The organism is Aeromicrobium sp. UBA7512 (genome assembly GCF_002476985.1).
Taxonomy (GTDB): Bacteria; Actinomycetota; Actinomycetes; order Propionibacteriales; family Nocardioidaceae; genus Aeromicrobium; species Aeromicrobium phoceense.
Genome location: NZ_DLNK01000007.1, coordinates 256,096 through 273,585 on the forward strand (window position 1 = coordinate 256,096; position 17,490 = coordinate 273,585).

Annotated in this window: 17 protein-coding genes; 7 read left to right on the plus strand and 10 right to left on the minus strand. The window is 70.1% G+C overall.

The features are described 5' to 3' along the window. Positions 1-49 precede the first annotated feature (49 nt). Positions 50-1,111 carry an alpha/beta hydrolase gene (locus tag B2363_RS12155; protein WP_286930560.1) on the minus strand — a complete coding sequence of 354 codons (1,062 nt, stop codon included), beginning with the start codon at positions 1,109-1,111 and terminating at the stop codon, positions 50-52. Positions 1,112-1,183: 72 nt separating this feature from the next. Between B2363_RS12155 and B2363_RS12160 the strand changes: the two genes are divergently transcribed. The 4 genes from B2363_RS12160 (at position 1,184) to B2363_RS12175 (ending at position 5,206) form a co-directional block, all read left to right on the plus strand. Beyond that, positions 1,184-2,506 carry an ATP-dependent 6-phosphofructokinase gene (locus tag B2363_RS12160; RefSeq protein ID WP_286930561.1) on the plus strand — a complete coding sequence of 441 codons (1,323 nt, stop codon included), beginning with the start codon at positions 1,184-1,186 and terminating at the stop codon, positions 2,504-2,506. 92 nt (positions 2,507-2,598) lie between these two features. Beyond that, positions 2,599-3,888, plus strand: coding sequence for a bifunctional o-acetylhomoserine/o-acetylserine sulfhydrylase (locus tag B2363_RS12165; RefSeq protein ID WP_286930562.1), 1,290 nt, complete (start codon positions 2,599-2,601; stop codon positions 3,886-3,888). A gap of 3 nt (positions 3,889-3,891) precedes the next feature. Beyond that, entirely contained in the window at positions 3,892-4,875 is a 984-nt protein-coding gene (gene metX, locus B2363_RS12170; RefSeq protein ID WP_286930563.1) for a homoserine O-acetyltransferase MetX, read from the plus strand. Between the two features lie 58 nt (positions 4,876-4,933). Continuing rightward, complete coding sequence (locus B2363_RS12175; protein WP_286930565.1) at positions 4,934-5,206, plus strand: DUF7218 family protein; 273 nt, start codon at positions 4,934-4,936, stop codon at positions 5,204-5,206. A gap of 43 nt (positions 5,207-5,249) precedes the next feature. Here the strand turns inward: B2363_RS12175 and B2363_RS12180 are convergent, their stop codons facing one another. After that, complete coding sequence (locus tag B2363_RS12180) at positions 5,250-6,110, minus strand: alpha/beta hydrolase (RefSeq protein ID WP_181753820.1); 861 nt, start codon at positions 6,108-6,110, stop codon at positions 5,250-5,252. A 225-nt stretch (positions 6,111-6,335) separates the two neighbouring features. Here B2363_RS12180 and B2363_RS12185 point away from each other — a divergent pair, with 225 nt between their 5' ends. Beyond that, positions 6,336-7,142, plus strand: a complete 807-nt coding sequence (locus tag B2363_RS12185; RefSeq protein WP_286930566.1) for an alpha/beta fold hydrolase — start codon at positions 6,336-6,338, stop codon at positions 7,140-7,142. Positions 7,143-7,206: 64 nt separating this feature from the next. Here B2363_RS12185 and B2363_RS12190 read toward each other — a convergent pair whose 3' ends face one another. After that, positions 7,207-8,631 carry a DEAD/DEAH box helicase gene (locus tag B2363_RS12190; RefSeq protein WP_286930567.1) on the minus strand — a complete coding sequence of 475 codons (1,425 nt, stop codon included), beginning with the start codon at positions 8,629-8,631 and terminating at the stop codon, positions 7,207-7,209. 211 nt (positions 8,632-8,842) lie between these two features. Beyond that, complete coding sequence (locus B2363_RS12195) at positions 8,843-9,802, minus strand: phosphotriesterase family protein (RefSeq protein WP_286930568.1); 960 nt, start codon at positions 9,800-9,802, stop codon at positions 8,843-8,845. A gap of 197 nt (positions 9,803-9,999) precedes the next feature. Between B2363_RS12195 and B2363_RS12200 the strand changes: the two genes are divergently transcribed. After that, positions 10,000-11,001: an NADP-dependent oxidoreductase gene (locus B2363_RS12200; RefSeq protein WP_181753815.1), complete on the plus strand. Its 1,002-nt coding sequence runs from the start codon at positions 10,000-10,002 to the stop codon at positions 10,999-11,001. Positions 11,002-11,054: 53 nt separating this feature from the next. On the opposite strand, the gene B2363_RS12205 is transcribed toward B2363_RS12200, so the two are convergent. After that, on the minus strand, positions 11,055-11,864 hold the full coding sequence (locus tag B2363_RS12205) for an alpha/beta fold hydrolase (protein ID WP_181753813.1): 810 nt from the start codon (positions 11,862-11,864) through the stop codon (positions 11,055-11,057). Between the two features lie 75 nt (positions 11,865-11,939). Here B2363_RS12205 and B2363_RS12210 point away from each other — a divergent pair, with 75 nt between their 5' ends. After that, entirely contained in the window at positions 11,940-12,692 is a 753-nt protein-coding gene (locus tag B2363_RS12210) for a nitroreductase (RefSeq protein ID WP_286930569.1), read from the plus strand. A 40-nt stretch (positions 12,693-12,732) separates the two neighbouring features. Here B2363_RS12210 and B2363_RS12215 read toward each other — a convergent pair whose 3' ends face one another. The 5 genes from B2363_RS12215 to B2363_RS12235 are packed head-to-tail and all read right to left on the minus strand — an operon-like array spanning position 12,733 to position 17,457. Further along, positions 12,733-13,422, minus strand: coding sequence for a TetR/AcrR family transcriptional regulator (locus tag B2363_RS12215; protein ID WP_286930570.1), 690 nt, complete (start codon positions 13,420-13,422; stop codon positions 12,733-12,735). Between the two features lie 45 nt (positions 13,423-13,467). Beyond that, on the minus strand, positions 13,468-14,430 hold the full coding sequence (locus tag B2363_RS12220; protein ID WP_286930571.1) for a cyclase family protein: 963 nt from the start codon (positions 14,428-14,430) through the stop codon (positions 13,468-13,470). Further along, positions 14,427-15,482, minus strand: a complete 1,056-nt coding sequence (locus B2363_RS12225) for a phosphotransferase family protein (RefSeq protein WP_206679964.1) — start codon at positions 15,480-15,482, stop codon at positions 14,427-14,429. Before B2363_RS12225 ends, B2363_RS12220 begins: the two co-directional genes overlap by 4 nt. Continuing rightward, complete coding sequence (locus B2363_RS12230; RefSeq protein WP_206679963.1) at positions 15,479-16,228, minus strand: SDR family oxidoreductase; 750 nt, start codon at positions 16,226-16,228, stop codon at positions 15,479-15,481. Before B2363_RS12230 ends, B2363_RS12225 begins: the two co-directional genes overlap by 4 nt. Continuing rightward, a complete protein-coding gene (locus B2363_RS12235; protein WP_181753806.1) occupies positions 16,228-17,457 on the minus strand; it encodes an acyl-CoA dehydrogenase family protein in 1,230 nt (409 codons plus the stop codon). The genes B2363_RS12230 and B2363_RS12235 overlap by 1 nt, the downstream gene beginning before the upstream one ends. Positions 17,458-17,490: the final 33 nt, after the last annotated feature.

Sequence of the window (17,490 nt, forward strand, 5' to 3'; positions counted from 1 at the left end):
TTCGCGAACCTCGCGAAGTGACGGTTTCCCCGGTTAACCGGGGAAACCGTCAGGCCATCTCGCCCTCGAGGGTCTCGGGACGCGCGTCGGCGTCCTCGACCTCGACGGCGGGCGGCTCGCCGATGTGACGCAGAGCGAACTCCGCGGCGAGCTCGATCGCGAGGTCGGCGTCGGGCAGGTGCCCGGCCATGATCGGGAAGGCGTGCACCTGTCCGCGCCACAGGTGCACGTCGACTTCGACGCCCTTGTCGTCGAGCAGGAGCGCGAACGCCTCCACCTCTGGCCGCAGGAACTCGTCCTCGACGGCCACGAGGTGCGTGGGCGAGTGGATGTAGGCGCTGGCGTGGAGCGGGTCGGCGAAGCCCTCGATGATGTCGCCCTCGGGGAGCCAGAGCCGGCGCAGCGCCGCGACGCGCGCGATCGGCAGCACGGCCTCGCGCACCCTGTCGACGCGCATGACGTTCTTGTCCTGGCGGTCGGGCTCGAGGCTCAGCAGCGGCGAGAACGCGATCAGGGCGGCCGGGGCTGGCAGGCCGCGACGCGTGGCCAGCTCGGCCACCTTCATGGTCAGATAGCCGCCGGCGGAGTCGCCCGCGACGACGACCTTGCCCGCGTCGGGCGCCCGGCCCACCACGTCCTCGTAGGCCGCGATGGCGTCCTGGACCGAGTCGGCGATGCCGCCCACCGGCAGCTGGCGGTAGTCGATCGCGTAGACCGTCCCGCCGGTGGCGCGCACGATTTCCTCGAGCATCGAGCGGTACGAGTGCACGCTGCCGGTGAAGAATCCGCCGCCGTGGAGGTAGAGGAGGTGCAGCCCGGTGGTGGGCCCGTCGCCAGGCGTCATCACCTCACCGGGAACGCCGCCGATGTCGCCGATCTCGACCGTGATGTCCTCGGACGCGCCGCGGTTCACCACCGAGGAGAAGCGCTGGAGGCGGCGCATCGTGCGCTCGTCGACCGGCGCTAGGCGCAGCAGCGGCTTGACCGTCATCCGCGCTCCGCGCCCGATCATGCGGGCCAGCGGGGTGGGGGCGTCGTGCAGGACCGCGGCGGTGTGCACCGCCCGCATCGGGCGGCGGCGTCCGCGTCGAGGGTCCGGCGGTGTGTCCACGCCCCGAGTTTATCGACCGGCCGGTTCTCCGCGTCCTGTCAGCGGGGGCACGCGCTCCGATAGCCTGTCACCGTGGTGACGCTCGAGGAACTGCAGGTTCGCACCCTCGGCGAGTGCAGGTACGACTCGCCGCTGTCCGACTATGTCGCGGCTCGCGCCACCAACGCCTACTACGTCGCCGAGACCGACCGAGTCCTCATCGACGACACGATCTCCCTGCTCTCGGCGCGCGGCGACACCCCGTTGACCGAGGTCCCCTCGTTCGAGCCCGGCGGGCCGCGCCGCAAGATCTTCTTCGACCCCAAGAAGACCAAGGTCGGCATCGTCACGTGCGGCGGCCTGTGCCCCGGCCTCAACGACGTGATCCGCGCGATCGTCCTCGAGCTGTTCGAGCACTACGGCGTCACCGACATCACCGGGTTCAAGAACGGCTACGCCGGCCTCGTCCCGGGCAAGGCGCCCGACCCCATCACCCTGACGCCGGCCTTCGTCGAGACCATCACCGACCGTGGCGGCACCGTGCTCGGCTCGTCCCGCGGCAGCCAGAACATCCCGCAGATCGTCGACAACCTCGTGCACCGCGAGATCGACATCCTCTTCGTCATCGGCGGCGACGGCTCCATGCGCGGCGCCCACGCGATCGCCGAAGAGGCCCTGGCGCGCCAGCTGCCGATCGCGGTCGTCGGGGTCCCGAAGACGATCGACAACGACATCCCCCTGATCGGCACCAGCTTCGGCTTCCAGACGGCCTACGCGAAGGCCGCCGAGTCGATCAAGGGCGCCCGCGTCGAGGTCGAGGCGGCCATCGGCGGCGTCGGCGTCGTCAAGGTCATGGGCCGGGCCGCCGGGTTCATCGCCTGCTACGCCGCCCTGGCCAACCACGACGCCGACTTCGTGCTGATCCCCGAGGTGCCGTTCAACCTCCAGGGCGAGAACGGTCTGCTCGCCACATTGCGAAAGCGTGTGAAGGAGCGCGGCAGCGCCGTCATCGTGCTGGCCGAGGGGGCAGGGCAGCACCTCATCCCCGCCAGCCGTCGCACCGACGCCAGCGGCAACACCGTGCTGGGCGACTTCGCGGGCTTCCTGCGCGCCCAGATCGCCCGCGACTTCAAGGACCACGACGAGCCGCTCACGCTGCGGTACTTCGACCCCGGCTACATGATCCGCTCGGTGCCGGCCGACGCCGCCGACTCGGTCTACTGCACCCGGCTGGCCCAGGCCGCCGTCCACGCCGCGATGGCCGGCCGCACCGACATGGTGATCGGCCGCCCCCGGCACCGCTTCGCCCACGTGCCGATCTCGGTGGTCGTCAAGAACACGCAGAACGTCAATCCCGACGGCGACCTGTGGCTCTCGGTGCTCGAATCGACGGCGCAGCCCTTCAACATGTCCTGATCCCGGACGTGACTCTCGCATGGTGAGACGGCCGGAAGGACCCGCCGAACGGTGACAGGCTCGCACTGACACCCGATGCTGAAGGAGCACCCATGAGCGAGCACTGGTCGTTCGAGACCAAGCAGATCCACGCCGGCCAGACGCCCGACCCCGCCACGGGTGCGCGCGCGCTGCCGATCTACCAGACGACCTCGTACCAGTTCCGGGACACCCAGCACGCCGCAGACCTGTTCGCCCTCGCCGAGCCGGGCAACATCTACACGCGCATCATGAACCCGACGCAGGACGTCGTCGAGCAGCGCCTCGCCGCGCTCGAGGGCGGCGTGGGTGCGCTGCTCGTGGCCTCGGGCCAGGCCGCCACCACCGGCGCGCTCACCAACGTGGCCGAGGCCGGCGACCACATCGTCGCGTCGGCCAGCCTCTACGGCGGCACCGATTCGCTGCTGCGCCACACGTTCCCCAAGCTCGGCATCGAGGTCACGTTCGTCGAGGACAGCAACAACCCCGACGCATGGCGTGCCGCGGCTCGCGAGAACACGAAGGTGTTCTTCGGCGAGACCATCGGCAACCCGAAGGGCGACATCCTCGACCTCGAGGCCATCAGCGCGGTCGCGAAGGAGGTCGGCGTCCCGTTCATCGTCGACAACACCGTCGCCACGCCGTACCTGCTGAACCCGCTCAAGCACGGCGCCGACACCGTGGTCCACTCGGCCACGAAGTACATCGGCGGCCACGGCACCGCGATCGCGGGCGTCGTGATCGACGGCGGCACGTTCGACTACGCCGCCCACGGCGACAAGTTCCCGGGCTTCACCACCCCCGACGCGAGCTACCACGGCCTGGTCTTCAGCGAGGCCCTCGGCCCGGCGGCGTACATCGCCAAGCTGCGGGTGCAGTACCTGCGCAACGTCGGCCCGGCCGTCTCCCCCTTCAACGCGTTCCTCATCGCCCAGGGCCTCGAGACCCTGAGCCTGCGCCTCGAGCGCCACATCGAGAACACCCGCAAGGTGGCCGAGTGGCTCCAGGCGCGCGAGGACGTCGCGAAGGTCACCTGGGCGTCGCTCGACGGCAACCCCTACAAGGAGCTGGCCGACAAGTACACGCCCCGCGGCTCGGGCGCGGTGCTCACGTTCGAGCTGCCCGGAGGCGTCGACGCCGGCCGCCGCTTCATCGACGCGCTGGAGCTGTTCAGCCACGTCGCGAACATCGGCGACGTCCGCTCGCTGGCGATCCACCCGGCGAGCACCACCCACTCGCAGGGCACGCCCGAGGAGCACGCCGCCACCGGCGTCACCCCCGGACTCGTCCGTCTCGCGGTCGGCATCGAGGGCATCGACGACATCCTCGCCGACCTCGACGCCGGGTTCCGGGCGGCCAAGTAAGCCGTGACCACCGTTCAACCGCTGGGAGACCTCACCCTCGAAGGGGGTGAGGTCCTCCCGCGTCTGGAGGTCGCGTACGACACGTGGGGGGAGTTCACCGGCGACAACGCCGTGCTCGTGCTGCACGCCCTCACCGGAGACTCGATCGTCGCCGGCCCCGACGGCTGGTGGAACGAGGTCGTCGGCCCCGGCCTGGGCATCGACACCGACCGGTTCTTCGTCGTCGCCGCCAACATCCTGGGCGGCTGCAAGGGCACCACCGGCCCGGCCTCCGCCGGCCCCGACGGGCGCGCCTGGGGCAACCGCTTCCCCGCCATCACCGTGCGCGACCAGGTGGCCGCCGAGGCGATGCTGGCCGACCACCTCGGCATCGACCGCTGGCACGCCGTGATCGGCGGCTCGGCGGGCGGGATGCGCGCGGTCGAGTGGGCCGTCACGCACCCCGAGCGCGTGGAGCGCCTCTTCCTGCTCGCCTCGTCGGCCTACGCGTCGGCCGAGCAGATCGCCTGGACGTCCACGCAGGCCGACATCATCCGCGCCGCGGGCCCGGAGGCGGGCCTCGAGCTGGCGCGGCGGATCGCCCACACGACCTACCGCAGCGAGGCTGAGCTGGCGGAGCGGTTCGGTCGCACGGTGCAGTCCGACGGCCGCTTCGCGGTGCAGTCGTACCTGCAGCACCACGGCGACAAGCTGGTCAAGCGCTTCGACGCGTGGTCGTACATCGCCCTCGGCGACGCCATGAACAGCCACGACGTGGGGCGCGACCGCGGTGGCCTCGAGGCGGCCCTCGGCCGGGTCACGGCACGCACCGTCGTCGCCGCGATCGACTCCGACCGGCTGTACCCGCCATACCAGCAGCAGGAGCTGGCCGACCTCATCCCCACGGCCGAGCCGCTCGCCGTGGTGCGCTCGCCGCACGGGCACGACGGCTTCCTCATCGAGCACGACCAGGTGGGCGCGCTCGCCCGGGACCTGCTCGAGCACTGAGGCCGTCCGGTCGCGAGAGCGCGCGGTTCATGGTGTCGTGGGATCGAGAGGAGATCCCATGGCACCGAAGAAGAAGGCACCGGCGAGCCTGAAGAATCCCGACCTCTACGAGGAGCTCCGCGACGACGGCGCCTCGAAGTCGAAGGCGGCGCGCATCTCGAACGCCGCGGCCCGAGACGGCAAGAAGACCGTCGGCAAGCGCGGCGGGAAGTCGCCGGCCTACGAGGACTGGACCGTCGCCGACCTGCGCAAGCGCGCCAAGGAGATCGGCCTGACCGGCTACTCCAGCCAGAAGAAGTCCGAGCTGATCGACTCCCTCCGCAACTCCTGACGTGCCTCGGGGCCGGCCCGAAGGCCGGCCCCGAGGTTCTCGGTCAGTTGATGCGGTAGTCCGAGATGCCGTTCGTCAGCGACGGACTCGGCCCGGGGCTGATGAACTGCTCGTAGCGCGTGTCGTTGTCGACGTAGCGCTTGAGCCAGGCGATCGAGTACTTCGCGATCGTCGTGTTGCTGGTGTTCGGAGCGAAGTGGCTCGCGCCACGCAGCTCCAGGTACGAGCGCCGCTCGGCGTTCGTCAGCGAGTTGTAGAACGGGATGGCGTGCGATCCGGGGGGCGCCACCGTGTCGTTCTGCGCACCGATCTCGAGCGAGGCGGCCTCGACCTCGGGCCACGACTTGTCGAGGTTCCACGGCGTCAGGCCGATCGTCGCCTCGAGGGAGCGACGCGTCTTGGCGGCCTCGAGCGTTCCACCGCCACCCATCGAGTGACCGATCACGGCCTGCCGCGAGGCGTCGATGCGGCTGCGGACGGTCGTGTCGGCGATCGTCTGGTCGAGCGCCGCGAGCAGCTGCGTGCCGCGCGAGCCCGGCTGGTCGAACCGGCTGTTGGTGTCGATCGTGATGACGACGAAGCCCTGCGAGGCGATCCGCGGGCCCAGCCACGAGATCGTCGACTGCGCCGCCGTGTAGCCCGGCGACACCGCGATCACGCCGAACGTGCCGTCGGCCGTGGAGGTCGGGTAGTAGATCGTGCCACCACCGAAGCCGCGCGCCGAGAACGACGAGATCGTCTTGGAGCTCACCGCGTACGGGCCGCGGGTCGCCTCGATGCTGCTGTTCGTCGGGGCCGGCCCCCGCTCGTACGGGTTGTCGGCGGCGACGACCGGCTGGGTCGCGGCGCCGACGGTGAGGGCCGCGCCGGCGAATGCCATCGCGATCAGTCTGGACAGTTTCATGCTCGTCTCCTTCGACGGTCTGGATCGAACCGTTGGGACGAGCTCGTCCAAACGCAGCGGCTTGCCCCCCGATGACGGGCCGATCCAAGGTATCTGCACACCTTGTGCGGATAGTTGGTGCCCTCACGATGCGTGACACCGACACGTCCTGTCAAGAGGCAAATGTGAGCCACGCCACATTCCGTTAAGGTGAGTTCAATTTCAGGAAATGACGGGAGTCCCCCCATGCCCACGATCGATCTCAACGGCACGACCCTGCACTACGAGGACGAGGGCCCACGCGACGCGCCGGCCCTGCTCATGAGCGCCTCGATGTTCTTCGACGCGCGGATGTTCCAGGCGCAGGCGGACCGCTTCGCCGACCGCTACCGCGTGGTCCGCTACGACCACCGGGGACAGGGACGCAGTGCCCGCGCGCCGCGTGAGCAGCTCGACTACGACACCCACACCGCCGACGTCGTGGCCCTGATCGACGCGCTGGACCTGGCCCCCGTCGTCTTCGTCGGGAACTCGATGGGCGGCTTCATCGGCCTGCGCCTGGCCGCCCGCCACGGCGACCTGCTGAGGTCGGCCGTCGTGATGGGCACCTCGGCGGACGTGGAGGAGCAGGCCGACCAGATGGACCAGCTGATCGAGGTCCTGGCCGAGCACGGGATGGAGCCGGTGCTCGACGGCGTGCTGCAGTTCATGATGGGCACCACCACGCTGACCGACCCGTCCCGGGCCGACGTCCTGGCCGGTGTGCGCGAGCTCCTGCTGAGCAGGGGCCCGGAGTACGCCGACGCCGCCTGGAACATCGCCCACCGCCCCGGCGTGCTCGACGAGCTGGGCGACATCCACGTCCCCCTGGTCGTGGTGGCCGGAACGGAGGACGCGACCTACCCGCCCGAGAAGTCCGAGCAGATCGTCGCCGGCGTGCCGCACGCGCAGCTGATCCGCATGGAGCACACCGGCCACGTGCACGCGCTGGAGAACCCCGAGGCGGTCAACGAGGTCCTCGAGCGTCACCTCGCCGAGGTCGCACCGGTCTGACCAGGACATGACACGAGGGCCCCGGCGCGATGCCGGGGCCCTCGGGGATGTCGTGCGTCGGAGGTCAGTTGCTCCGCGAGCTGGTGGGCGCGCTCGTGGGCGCACCGTCACGGCGACGACCGGGGCTGCGCGAGCCCTGCGGGCGTCCGCCCGGCCCGCCGCGACCCTGGGCGCCACGGCCCTGGCCACCGCGACCCTGACCACCACGGCCCTGGCCACCGGCGCCCTGACCGCGTCCGCGACCGCCGCGACCCTGGCCGGAGCCGGAGCGCGAGCGTCCGTCGGCCGGCAGCTCGGGCGCCTCGGTGCCCGCGGTCGTCAGCGACGCCACGGTCATCGGCGACGGGGCCGAGGACGCGTAGTGGTGACGAGCGGTCACGCCCGCCTTGCGCTGGAGGGTCATGACCTCCTTGAGCGCGTCCGGGGTGGTCATCGTGACGACCGAGCCCGACTCGCCGGCGCGGGCGGTGCGGCCCGAGCGGTGGAGGTACGCCTTGTGCTCGGCGGGCGCGTCGTAGTGCACGACCAGGCCGATGCCGTCGACGTGGATGCCGCGGGCGGCGACGTCGGTGGCGACGATGACGGTGGCCTCGCCACGGGTGAACTGGGCCAGGTTCCGCTCACGGTTGCGCTGCGAGAGGTCGCCGTGCATGTCGACCGCGGAGACGCCCTTCTGCGTGAGCTGCTTCGCCAGGCGCGTGGCGCCGCGGCGGGTGCGCGTGAAGACGATGCTGCGCGGGTTCACGCTGAGCAGGTCGTACGCGGTGCGGGTCTTCTCGGTGGCCTCGGTGACGAGCACGTGGTGCTCCATCGTCTCGACGTTGTCGTCGGTCGAGTCCACCTCGAACAGCGCGTGCTGGGGCAGGTGACGGCGCACCAGCTTGTCGACGTCGCCGTCGAGCGTGGCCGAGAGCAGCAGGCGCTGGCTGTTCGCCGGGGTGCGGGCGAGCAGCGCGTCGATCGGCTTGAAGAAGCCGAGGTCGCACAGGTGGTCGGCCTCGTCGAGGACGGTGATCTCGATGCCGTCGAGCGTCAGGCAGCGACGGTCGAGCAGGTCGGTGAGGCGTCCCGGGGTGGCGATGACGATGTCGATGCCGCCCTTGAGCGCATTGATCTGCTTGTTGATCGGCACGCCGCCGTAGACGGTGGTGTGCTTCAGGCCCATCTTCTGCGCCAGCGGCAGCAGGGCGGTGTGCACCTGGATCGCGAGCTCACGGGTGGGCAGCAGGATCAGCGCGCGCGGCGCCTTGGGGCGGCTCGTGCGGCCGGCGAGGCGAGCCAGCACGGGCAGGCCGAACGCGAGCGTCTTGCCCGAGCCCGTACGGGCGCGGCCGAGGACGTTGCGGCCCTCGAGTGCGGCCGGGAGGACGGCCTGCTGGATGGGGCTGGGGTTGACGATCTCCTGCTGTGCGAGCTTGCGCACGAGGCCGTCGGGGAGGTTGAAGTCGTTGAACGTGGGCAGCGCAGGGCTGCGGTCAATCTGGGTCAAGGGGTCTCAATCACTGAAGGGTGCCCGCTTGCCAGGGACGCGATTTCCGCGCTACATCGTCGGGCCGGAACGGCGCGCGAAGGGCGCGTTCACCTTTCGAGCCTAGCAGCCGGGCGCCCCGGAGGCCCCATCGTGACGACGTGACCCTCGACTCCCCCGCACAGCAGGGCCCCGGCTCGTCGCCGGGGCCCTGCCGATCCGAGTGGGAGGATCACTCGAAGTAGCGGCGCGGGTTCTTCACCAGCATCGTGTCGACGTCGTCCTCGCTGAGGCCCTTCTCCAGCAGCATCGGCACGACGTCGTCGGGGATGTGCCGGAAGTTCCAGTTCGGCTGCATCGCGACCTTGTCCTCGGGCTTGAAGTAGTCGATGTAGCACGACGCGTCGTGGGCGAGCGTGATCTTCTCGACGTAGCCGCGGCGCACCAGCTCGACGATCGTGTCGACGCGCTTCTCGGTGGACAGGTAGACGTCCAGGCCGAAGCGGTCCATGCCCAGCAGCGAGCCGTTCTCGGCCAGCTCGGACAGGTAGTCGACGTCGTCGGAGTCACCGGAGTGGCCGAGCACGATCTTGCTGGGATCGACGCCCTCCTCCCCCAGGACCTTCTGGGCCACGAGGCCCGAGCGGGTGTGCGGGTTGGTGTGCACCGTGACGGGGGCGCCGGTCTGCGAGCTGGTCTGCCCGACGGCACGCATGACGCGCTCGACGCCCGGCGTCAGGCCCGGCTCCTCGATGACGCACTTGAGGAACGCCGCCTTCACGCCCGTGTAGGCGATGCCCTCGTTGATGTCCTTGAGGAACATCTCGACGAGGGGCTCCGGCTGGTCGAACAGCAGGCCGGGGCCGCGGTGCTCGAACTGGTGCGGGAGGTCGTTGTAGGTGTAGAGGCCGGTCGCCACGACGATGTTGAGGTCGGTCTGAGCGGCGACCTTCTGGATGCGCGGGATGTACCGGCCCAGGCCGAGCACGGTGGGATCGAAGATCGTGTCGATCCCCGCCGACTTGAGGTCGTTGAGGTCACGCACGGCATCGGCGACCTTCTGGTCCTCGTCCCAGTCCCCGGCGTAGTTGATGCGGAACTCCTCGCCCAGGACGAAGACGTGTTCGTGGACCAGGGTCCGGCCCAGCTCAGAGCTGTCGATCGGACCCTTGACGGTCTGGACAGTCGCCATGCGCACTCCTTGGATGATCAGTTGATGTGGCTTGTGTCACACCCCTAGGATCACAGCGTACTGAATTTGAGTCCGGTTTCAACTGTCTTTCGAGAGGAATTTCCGATGGCCGCCTCCTCCGCGCTGCGACGCTGCGCAACGCCTGCTATCTCCACTCCCATGGGCCCCGTCCGTGCGACCGAGTACGGTCGTGAAGCATGACCACCACCAAGCGCACCACCCTCGCCCAGCGTCCCTCGGGACTGCCCGACGACAGCACCTGGGCGACCGAGGAGGTCGACCTCCCCGCACCCGCGGACGGCGAGTTCCTGGTGAAGATCGACCACATCTCGCTCGACCCCGCGATGCGCGGCTGGCTGAACGACGTGCGCTCCTACGTGCCTCCCGTCCAGATCGGTGAGGTCATGCGCGCGGCCGGCACCGGCACGGTCGTCGAGTCGAACCACCCCGACTTCGCGGAGGGCGACGCCGTCACCGGCACCTTCGGCGTCACCGAGTACGCCATCAGCAACGGCGACGGCGTCCAGAAGATCGACACCTCGCAGGTGGGTCCCGCCACGTGGCTCGGTGCCCTGGGCATGCCCGGCCTCACCGCCTACCACGGCCTCCACGAGGTCGGCGAGATGAAGGAGGGCGACATCGTCGTCATCTCCGCCGCCGCGGGCGCGGTCGGCAGCGTGGCCGGCCAGCTGGCCAAGGCCAAGGGCTGCACCGTGATCGGCATTGCCGGTGGCGCCGAGAAGTGCGCGTGGCTCAAGGAGATCGGCTTCGACGAGGCGATCGACTACAAGAACGAGAACGTGCTCAAGCGCCTGCGCGAGATCGCCCCCAAGGGCATCGACATCTTCTTCGACAACGTCGGTGGCGACATCCTCGACGCCGCGCTGGCGAACCTGCGCCACGGTGCCCGCGTGATCATCTGCGGCGCCGTCTCGACCTACAACGACGAGAAGTTGGCGCCCGGCCCGAAGCGCTACATGTCGCTCCTGGTCTTCCGCGCGAAGATGCAGGGCTTCCTCGTGTTCGACTACCCGGAGAAGGACGCGGCGGCCATCGCCGACATGTCCGAGCTGATCTCCTCGGGCAAGCTCGTCGCCCGCGAGACGGTCGTGGAGGGTGGCGTCGAGAAGTTCGGCGAGACGCTGCTCGGCCTCTTCGAGGGTCGCAACACCGGCAAGCTGGTCCTCAAGGTCGCCTGACCGACCCCCGCGAACGGCGCCGGAGCGAGAGATCGCTCCGGCGCCGTCGTGCGTCAGGCGTGGGCGGCGAGGAAGTCCAGCACCTTCGGCTCCACCGTGTCGGGCGCCTCGAGCAGTGGGCTGTGCCCGCACCGCGGCACCATGACCAACTCGGAGTCGGGCAGGCCGTCGGCCAGCTCGGCGGCCCAGTCCGGCGGCCGCACGGGGCACTCCTCGCCCGATACCACGAGGGCCGGGACGCCGATCGAGGGCAGCAGCGGTGTGGCGTCCTTGCGCCGCATGACCCCCACCATCGCGGGCAGCAGCTCGGGCGGGAGCTCGCTCATCCGCCCCGACCACAGGTCCACGACGTCCTTCTTCTGCGGGTCCGCCAGCGTCGACCGGCCGAGCATGACCTGCTGGAGGAACTCCAGCCGGTCGTCGGCGAAGCCCTGCTGCGCGGCGTTCGTCGCGAACGCCACGTACTCCTCGACCTTCTCGGCGGGCTCGCCGCGGACGGACGAGCCGACGAAGACGAGCGCCCGCACCAGGTCGGGCCGGTAGGCGGCCAGCCGGGCCGCGACGTCGCCGCCCATGGACGACGCCACCACGAGGGAGTCCTGCAGGCCGAGCGCGTCCATCACGGCGGCCGTGTCGCCCGCGGCCTGTTCCATCGTGACCTCGTCGGACTCCGCCGGCGCGCTCGCGCCCTGGCCGCGGAACTCCGGACGGACGAACCGGAACCGGCCACGGCCGGCCTCCACCAGCCCGTCGAACATGCGGTGGTCGAGGAAGAGCGAGTGGAGGCAGACCACCACGGGAAGGTCGTCCTCCCCGGTGTCCTCGACATGGAAAGTCGTGCCTGCTGCGTTGATCGTCGTCATGTGGGGGGATCCTCTCGTGTGACCTGCGTCACTGTCTCGCGCCACACTAACCTGAAACCGAATATGATTTCACCTATGACTTCCGAAGCGGCCTCGGCCACCCGCGCGCCCTCGTCCCTCCTGGAGGGCAGCACCGGCGCCGGAACGGACGCCTCGCTGGGCGAGCTGCTGCGCAGCCGGCGCAGCATCCGCGGCTACCGTCCCGACCCCGTGCCCCGCGAGGTCATCCGCGAGATCCTCGCGGAGGCCGTCCTCTCGCCGTCGTCGATGAACACCCAGCCGTGGAAGTTCCACGTCCTGACCGGCGATGTCCTCGACCGCATCCGCGAGGAGAACACGCGGCTCATGCTGGCCGGCGCCCCGATCCAGCGCGACGTGACCGTAGCCGAGCGCTACGAGGGCGTGCACCGCGACCGCCAGGTCGACATCGCCAAGCGCCTCTTCGGCGCCATGGGGATCGCCCGCGAGGACCAGGAGGCCCGCCTCGACTGGACGATGCGGGGGTTCCGTCAGTTCGACGCGCCCGTGTCGATCGTCATCGCGCACGATCGCAGCCTCGAGGCCGTGAGCCCCATCGCGCACTTCGACCTCGGCGCCGTCGTCCACGCGCTCGTGCTGTCGGCGTGGTCGCGCGGACTGGGCACCGTCATCAACAGCCAGGGCATCATGCAGGGCGCCGCGGTGCGCCGCGAGGCCGGCATCCCCGACGACCACGTGATCTTCACGGCCGTCGCGCTGGGCTACCCCGACGAGGACTTCGCCGCCAACCACGTGCGCTCGGCGCGCGAGTCGGTGGACGACGTCGCCAGGTTCGTCGGATTCGACTGAGCGTGGGATCCGACTGAGCGTCGGATTCGACTGAGCCGCGTCAGGCTCGCTTGGAGCCGTCGAGCGGGACACCGAGCGCGTCGAGCCAGACCCGCGTCGCGGTCTGGACGATCGCGTCGTCGCTCATGCCCGGCTCCTCGAGGGCGTACACGTGGTACGCCAGGCGTCCGAGGATGGGCGAGAGCGCCCGCGCCGTCATGTAGGGATCGAGCTCGGGGTTGGCGTAGCCCGCGTCCTGGAGCCGCTTGATCCACCGCGCGTTGCGCTCGGCGAACGCCTTGGCACGCTCGAGGCGCAGCTGGCGGAAGTTCGGGTCGATCGTCGCGACCTGCTCGAGCAGCAGGTTCAGCTTGGCGTTGCGCTTGTACGCCTCGACGTACGCCCGGTTGCTGGCGTCGAGGATCGCCGCCACGTTGCTGAGGTCGTCGTCCACCCGCGGCAGCCCGGGGTGGAGCATGTCGTCGGCCGCCGCCTGCATGACAGCGGTGAAGATCTCCTCCTTGCTGTCGAAGTAGGTGTAGAACGTGCCGATCGAGCAGTTCGCCCCGGCGGTGATGTCGGCGAGGCGCGAGTTGATGAACCCGTCCCGCTCGAACACGCTCCGGGCGGTGGCGACCAGGGCGGCGCGCGTGCGCACGCCGCGGGCCGTGGTGGGCATCTCCCGGACGCGGGAGGTGTCGACCAGGTTCGGCAGCTCGCGGACGACGTCCTCTGCTTCCACTTCGCTCATGACGTCACCGATCCTACTGTGCGGTAGTGCTCGAGGTGACCGGGCTCACCGGATCACCACCGGGTTCACGGGGGCGCCGGTGCCGCCGACCACCTTGAGCGGCGCGGCCGTGTAGAGGAACGTCCACCGTCCGTCCGCCGCGCACGCGGCGGCGAGGTCGTCCAGCCAGGCGATCTCGGTGAAGGTGACGCCGAGGTTCCGCATCAGCGCGCTGTGCAGCGGCAGCACCACGCCGTGGTTCGGATCCATCGTGACCTCGTTCGCGATCGTGTCCGTGACGAGGTTGGGGATCTCCATCTGCTGGAACCACTCGACGAGCTCGGGCGAGTAGGTCAGGCCCGGTTCGCAGAAGTCGGCGTAGAAGTCCTCGGGCGTCGTCTCGTACCAGTGCCCGATGAAGCCGGTCCGGATCAGCAGGACGTCACGCGGCTCGATCTCCTGGCCCTGGGCCTTCGCCGCCTCGACGAGGTCCTCGTGCGTGAACGTCTCGCCCTTGTCCAGGTGCGCCTTCCCGCGGTGGCGGGCCATGTCGATGAGGATGCCGCGACCGACGATGCCCTTCTGCGCGATGGGCAGCACCGAGGCCTTGCGCATCTCGCCGACGGTCTCCGTGGCGTCGAAGCCGTTCCAGATCTTGCCGCCGATCCAGACGTGGCCGAGGGCGTCGTACTGCGTGGACGCCTGCAGGAAGATCGTCGCCTTGTCGTCGGCGTAGTGCGCGCCGCCGGGCGTCTCGTCCCCCTCGCCGCGCTGGAAGAAGCCCTCGTCCATGATGTTCTGGCGCTGGATCGGCTCACGTCCCGGCCACACGGGATCGCCACCGGGGTCGCCCATCGGGACCTGCAGCGTGAAGCTCTCGCCCGAGACGATGGCCGCCGCGCCGCGCACGGCCTCCTGCGGGCCGAGGTAGTTCAGCGAGCCCACCTCGTCGTCGGGGCCCCACTTGCCCCAGTTCTTGGGCGAGTCGGCCAGGACGGCCTCGGTGTCGGGGGCGGCGTTCTCGGTCATGGACGTCCTCTCGGGGTGGTGAGGCGGCCGGCGAGTCCGGTCGTCTCGGCGACGTGCCAGGCGTGGTCGATGACGCCCTGGATGCGTTCGGGGGTGGGCGCGCCGCCCTCGGCGGTGTTCGCCGGGTTGTCGAGGGTGCGCCGGTAGACGCCCTCGCTGATGATCGCGACCTTCCAGATGCCCAAGACGTGCCAGAAGGCGAGCGTCCCGCCGTCCCGCCCGGAGGCGTCGAGGTAGGCCTGTGCCAGCTCGTCGCGGGTGGGGAAGCCCGGCAGGGTCGAGGCCGCGAACAGCCCACTGGGGGCCTCGCCGGCCTCGGGCCAGTACGCCAGGGTGCTGCCGATGTCGGCCATCGGGTCGCCCAGGGTCGACAGCTCCCAGTCTAGGACGGTGCGCACCGTGCCGTCCTCGCCGTCGACGATCACGTTGCGGATGTGGAAGTCCCCGTGCACGAGGGACAGGTCGCCCGGCGGCGGGACGTGGTCGTGCAGCAGCGCGGTCAGCGCGTCGAGGTCGGGTCGCTCGACGGTCCTGCTCGCCTCGAACTGGCGCGACCAGCGCTTGAGCTGGCGCTCCGCGTAGGACGACCGCGACGCCAGGTCGCCGAGTCCGACCGCGTCGACGTCGACCGCGTGGATCGCCGCGAGCGTGCGAGCGATCTCGAGTCCCAGCCGGCGACGGGCGTCGAGGGTGAGCGACTCGGCGATCTCCATCTGGTCCAGCACGATGCCGTCGACGTGCTCCATCACGACGACGGGCACGTCGGCGACCCGCTCGTCCTCGCTCACCCCGACGAGCCCGGGGACGGGGACGGGAGTGTCCTGCAGCGCAGCGAGGATGCGGTGCTCGCGCACCACGTCGTGCGCCGACGCGAGCAGCTCGCCGAGCGGGGGCCGGCGCGCGATCCACGTCCGGCCCCCCTCGTCCTCGAGGCGGTACGTCAGGTTGGACTGGCCGCGGCCGACGCGGGTCGCGGAGATCGTCCCGCCCACGTCGACGCCGCGGCCACGCATCCAGCCGCCGAGGGCGGTCAGGTCGAGTGCGACCGTCACTTACCGCTCCCGAAGCGCTGTCCGCCGTCGATCACGAGGGTCTCGCCCGTGATCCAGCTCGCGGTCGAGCCCGCGAGGAACGCGACGGCCGAGCCGATGTCCTCCGGCTCGCCGATCCGGCGCAGCGGCGTGTTCGCCGCGACGGCCTCCTCGTGCTCCTTCCACAGCTCCTCGGCCAGGCGGGTCCGCACGACGCCGGGCGCGACCGCGTTGACCCTGATGCCCGGGCCCAGCTCCTGCGCCTGGTGGCGGGTCAGGTGGACCAGGGCGGCCTTCGAGGCGTGGTAGACCGCGAGGTTCGGGCCCACGGCGAACGCGCCGAGCGACGCGGTGTGCACCACCGAGCCGCCGTGCTCGCCCATCCAGAGCTCGTACGCCAGCTGGGTCCACAGCGTCGGGCCCCACAGGTTCACGTCGAGCGTCTTGGCGAACCGCGAGTGCTGCTGCTCGACGAGGGAGCCGAACGCCGGGTTGGTGCCGGCGTTGTTGACGAGGACGTCGATGCTGCCGAACTGCTCGAGCGTGCGCTCGAGGCAGGCCCGGGACGCGTCCTCGTCGGTGACGTGGGCCCCGATGCCGAGGGCGCGCTCGCCCACCTCACGGGCGGCCGACTCGGCGTCCTCCTGCTTGCGTGCGGTCAGGACGACGTTGGCGCCCTCCTCGTGCAGGGCGTGGGCGATCGCGAGGCCGATGCCTCGCGACGCGCCCGTCACCACGGCGGTACGACCGGCGAGTCCGAGATCCATCAGAGACCACGCTCCGAAGCGCGGCGGCGCAGCTCGACGCGGGCGAGGGTGCGCTTGTGGACCTCGTCGGGTCCGTCGGCGATCCGCAGGGTCCGCTGGTGGGCGTAGAACGACGCGAGCGGGAAGTCGTCGGTGACGCCACCGCCGCCGTGGACCTGGATCGCGCGGTCGATGATCTTCAGCGCGATCTCGGGCGCCTTGACCTTGATCGCGGCGATCTCGACACGAGCCTTCTGGTTGCCCACGGTGTCCATCAGCCACGCCGTCTTGAGCACCAGCAGACGGGTCGCCTCGATCTCGATGCGGGCCTCGGCGATCCAGTCCTGGATGTTCGCGCGGTCCGCGACCGGCTGACCGAACGTGGTGCGCGACTGGGCGCGGTCGATCATCAGGTCCAGCGCACGCTCGGCCATGCCGATCGAGCGCATGCAGTGATGGATGCGGCCCGGCCCCAGGCGCGCCTGGCTGATCATGAAGCCGTCTCCCTCACCGGCCAGCAGCGCGGTCTTGGGGACGCGGACGTCCTCGAACAGGATCTCGGCGTGGCCCTCACGGTCCAGGTAGCCGAACACCGGCAGACCGCGCACGACGGTGACGCCGGGGGTGTCGATCGGGACGACCATCATCGACTGCTGACGGTGGGTCTCGGCCTCGAGGTTGGTCTTGCCCATCACGATCAGGACCTTGCAGTTCGCGTGCAACGCGTTCGACGCGAACCACTTGCGACCGTTCAGCACGTACTCGTCGCCGTCGGGAACCATCCGCAGCTCCACGTTCGTCGCGTCCGAGGAGGCCACCGCCGGCTCGGTCATGCAGAACGCCGACGCCATCTCACCGGCGAGCAGCGGCTTGAGGTACTTCTCCTTGTGCTCCTCGGTGCCGAACAGCTGCAGCACCTCCATGTTCCCGGTGTCAGGAGCGTTGCAGTTGATCGCCTCAGGAGCCAGGTACGGGCTACGGCCCGTGATCTCGGCCAACGGCGCGTACTGCAGGTTCGTCAGCCCCGGCGATCCCCACTCCTCGTTCTTGTGCGGGTGGAACAGGTTCCACAGACCCAGCGAACGCGCCGTCTTCTTCAGCTCCTCCAGCACGGGCGGGTGGAAGTTCGGGTTCCCCGACTCCGCCATCTGCTGGTGATAGACGGCCTCGGCCGGATACACGTGCTCGTCCATGAAGGCATTGAGCTTGTCCTGGTACTCACGCGTCATCGCGTCGAGTTCGAACTTCATCAGTCTCTCCTCGAGTGGTGCGGCCGCCGCCTC

Coding starts and splice junctions, on each gene's coding strand:
- B2363_RS12205 (WP_181753813.1), bottom strand. CDS start 11,864: ATGACGACGATCAACGCAGCAGGCACGACTTTCCATGTCGAGGACACC.
- B2363_RS12175 (WP_286930565.1), top strand. CDS start 4,934: ATGGCACCGAAGAAGAAGGCACCGGCGAGCCTGAAGAATCCCGACCTC.
- B2363_RS12195 (WP_286930568.1), bottom strand. CDS start 9,802: ATGGCGACTGTCCAGACCGTCAAGGGTCCGATCGACAGCTCTGAGCTG.
- B2363_RS12230 (WP_206679963.1), bottom strand. CDS start 16,228: ATGGATCTCGGACTCGCCGGTCGTACCGCCGTGGTGACGGGCGCGTCG.
- B2363_RS12165 (WP_286930562.1), top strand. CDS start 2,599: ATGAGCGAGCACTGGTCGTTCGAGACCAAGCAGATCCACGCCGGCCAG.
- B2363_RS12220 (WP_286930571.1), bottom strand. CDS start 14,430: ATGACCGAGAACGCCGCCCCCGACACCGAGGCCGTCCTGGCCGACTCG.
- B2363_RS12210 (WP_286930569.1), top strand. CDS start 11,940: ATGACTTCCGAAGCGGCCTCGGCCACCCGCGCGCCCTCGTCCCTCCTG.
- B2363_RS12200 (WP_181753815.1), top strand. CDS start 10,000: ATGACCACCACCAAGCGCACCACCCTCGCCCAGCGTCCCTCGGGACTG.
- B2363_RS12215 (WP_286930570.1), bottom strand. CDS start 13,422: ATGAGCGAAGTGGAAGCAGAGGACGTCGTCCGCGAGCTGCCGAACCTG.
- B2363_RS12235 (WP_181753806.1), bottom strand. CDS start 17,457: ATGAAGTTCGAACTCGACGCGATGACGCGTGAGTACCAGGACAAGCTC.
- B2363_RS12180 (WP_181753820.1), bottom strand. CDS start 6,110: ATGAAACTGTCCAGACTGATCGCGATGGCATTCGCCGGCGCGGCCCTC.
- B2363_RS12185 (WP_286930566.1), top strand. CDS start 6,336: ATGCCCACGATCGATCTCAACGGCACGACCCTGCACTACGAGGACGAG.